Origin of the sequence: uncultured Ruegeria sp. (assembly GCF_947497005.1) — a bacterium.
Lineage (GTDB): Bacteria > Pseudomonadota > Alphaproteobacteria > Rhodobacterales > Rhodobacteraceae > Ruegeria.
Genome location: NZ_CANMFF010000051.1, coordinates 1 through 2,931 on the forward strand (window position 1 = coordinate 1; position 2,931 = coordinate 2,931).

The 2,931-nt window shown below is 51.7% G+C and carries 2 protein-coding genes; one reads left to right on the forward strand and one right to left on the reverse strand.

Annotation, left to right across the window (positions count from 1 at the left end):
• A partial coding sequence (locus Q0816_RS25835; protein ID WP_298856164.1) for an EamA family transporter occupies positions 1–489 on the forward strand: 489 nt, incomplete at its 5' end.
• A 24-nt stretch (positions 490–513) separates the two neighbouring features.
• On the opposite strand, the gene Q0816_RS25840 is transcribed toward Q0816_RS25835, so the two are convergent.
• Positions 514–2,931 (reverse strand): phosphotransferase (locus Q0816_RS25840; RefSeq protein WP_298856169.1); only part of this gene is annotated, 2,418 nt, incomplete at its 5' end.

The following is a 2,931-nucleotide window of genomic DNA, read 5'->3' on the forward strand; positions in this document are numbered from 1 at the left end:
TTCTCAAACCTAATCAATTTCGACCCGCATCTCGCCTTCTTGCTGATGATTACATCCAACGCCTGCCGTGGGCTCTATTTAGTTCTTCTTAAGAAATGGAACATGCACCCTAAGCCTGATGAAGGCTTGTTCGTTATTTTCGTTGTTGGCATTGTCGTGCTACTGCCGTTTGTTGTGATTCACGAAGTAAGCACACTTCAACCATTAGACTACTCTTGGAAGGTCTGGGGCTCTATTCTCTTTATTGGAGTTGGCATGGGTGCCATCTACCTCCACCTGCTCAATTTCGGTACAAACGAAGTTGGTGCGTCGACGGCTTCCTTGTTTGCCTATCTCGTACCGATACTCGTTGCGGTCGAAGCCGTGACCCTAAGGGGCATGGACCTTCAGCTTTATCAAGGCATCGGCGGCGTGCTGATAATCGGCGGCGTTCTGATCGCAACCCGGTTGCATCTTCGACCAACCGCTGGGGACCATCCGCCTCATTGATGCACATGTTGCCAGAGACGATGATCAACCCGGCAAGCCAGCCTCCTGGAGATCACCGACAAACCTGTCACGATCACGTTGCTGAAAGTTCTCGAATGCCAGGCGGACGCGCGAACATGTCATGTCGGGGCGAATCTCTTTGCTCTGACGAACTATCTGTCTTGCCTCGTCAATGCGGTGTTGTCGTATCAGAATTACCGCCAACACATAGTGCCCGAATGGGCCAACCGACCTTCCTTCCAATGTTGTTCTTGCGCAGGCTTCAGCTTGCTCCAGTTTATCAAGGAGATAGAGGCACATGGCTTTGGACAACAATTTAACCTTGAAGTACGGTCCGGACGGTCCAAACCGGGTTGCCGTCTCAAAATGCGCCAGTGCCCATTTCGCCTGTCCATTTACAAGCTGCGTGTACCCAAGTACCAGATGAGCGTTTGCTGCGCTTGGGTTGAGACTGACTGCAAGTTCAGCTTCTGCTATCGCAGCATCGCGCCGGTTGTACAGAGTATAAGCCCGGGCGAGAGTGGCATGTGCGAAACTACTGTGTTCATCCAGGGCTACAGCGCGCTCTGCGTGATAGAGTGCACGTTCCTTTGTTCCCTTTCGGTCATCAACCTGGACGAAAAACAGCTTTCGAAGCTCGGCATTTGCCATGACAGCATGTGCGAGTGCATAATCCGGCGTCATGTCGATAGTCTTGGACAAAATGTCATTTGCCTTTTGAGTATCTTCGTCCGTGAACTTGAACAGATGCCACAGAGCTTTTTGAACCTTATCCCATACATTGACCTCACCACGTTTCAGACGGGCTTGCTCTCGCAAATCGAACCGCAGTTCCCAGTCGATATGCCCGACGACAGCCGCGGCGATTTCCTCTTGTAAGGAAAAAGCATCCTCAATTTCGTGCTCCAGGCGATCGGCCCAAAGATCATGCCCAGTTGATGTATCTACCAGATGGGCAGTGACACGAACTCGTAGGTCATCATAGCGCACACTGCCCTCTACTAAATAATGTGCCCCGAGGCGTTGCGCGATTTCCTCACCGGATAAAGAAGCATCCTTGAGTAGTTTGGTCGAAGTAGGTGAGACCACCGATAGCCAATCCACCTTCGCAAGTTCGGTAATAAGTTCTTGGTTGATGCCAGCCACAAAGCCATCGTTGTCGCTTTGTCCGCTGAGGCTATCGAAGGGCAACACAGCGATAACGGGCTTTTGCGGTGCCGGAAGCTGAGTGACCATACGATCGAACAGACGGTCTTTTTCTGCCGGTGGCTCAGTTTTTGGTGCAAGCGTTTCGGTTTCAGTTTGGGAACCGGATAAAAGTTCATGCGTTGCCGGGATTTGGAACACCGGTCCGTGCCGCGGCCAATCAACATTGTTGAGCGTCATATAGTCTTTGAGATTGTGTGCTGCGTACAAGAATGCGTGGCTACGCGCGCTGACGCTGATCTGCTTGTGTGCGAAGTTAAGTCCCACCGCGACGCGTGCCAACAGGTATTGGCTTTCCATAAAACTTAGCCGATGGCTCTCGTGGCGTTCAACCCAGCTCATCGCTCCACGCCGCAGAGTTCTGACGAACTCTACGATCCCAACATCATCCTGCCACAGCCCCAACGTGTGGTGTTTTGAATGAAAGAGCCCGAGATCATCAAGAATGGCATCCCACTGGGCTGGCACGCAGTTTCCGCGTCTCGCCAACAGGTACGCCAACTCGAAATATGCGTGATCATAAAACAGGTACTGCTTGTCTTGGTAAAGCGCCAGATCGATCAGGTAATAGTCAGGATCACTGCTTTGATGTGATCGTACCAGAACATTGTAGCCGTGAAGATCTCCATGTAGCCGGCCTTTGGCCGCTCGGATGCTTAGTCGGTTTGGCAAGTTCTCGTCGCAGGCAAATGCCAATGGGTTTGGGTACCAATGTCCTTCAAACATAAGGCACCGCTCGTTCGGATCATGGCCGCAAACATCGGAAAGGAACCGGTGTAATCGACCTGCCTCAGGATCCAGTCTGTATCCGAGCCATTCAGAGAGCAATTCCCGGGGTGAATGCATACCCGTTGCCATCTGGTAGTCAGAATTCCAATCGTCAAGAAGGCTTCGCGAGAGCCGCTGGAGGACGTTCAAAGCCAGCTCGTAACCACAATCGTTCCAAGGAAGAGAGTATTCCAGCCCTTGCGCCACGACCGTTGAAAGGATCGCGATCTTGCCTTCGTGTTCCAGCGAGTTGACGATGCGAGCCATATGTTTGGATCCGAATGCTGGTATTGCTTCGAACGCCTCAAGGTGTCTTTGGTTTTCAGCCTTTTCTTGCCATTCCGGATCGGGAAGTGCGTCAAGTTTGAGAATTGCCTGACCGCTGAAGGTATCGCATGTGATGTCGACAATATAGACAAGAGCGCCAGACTTGCCTGCACTTAGTTGTCGGTGAAAGTAGATTTCACC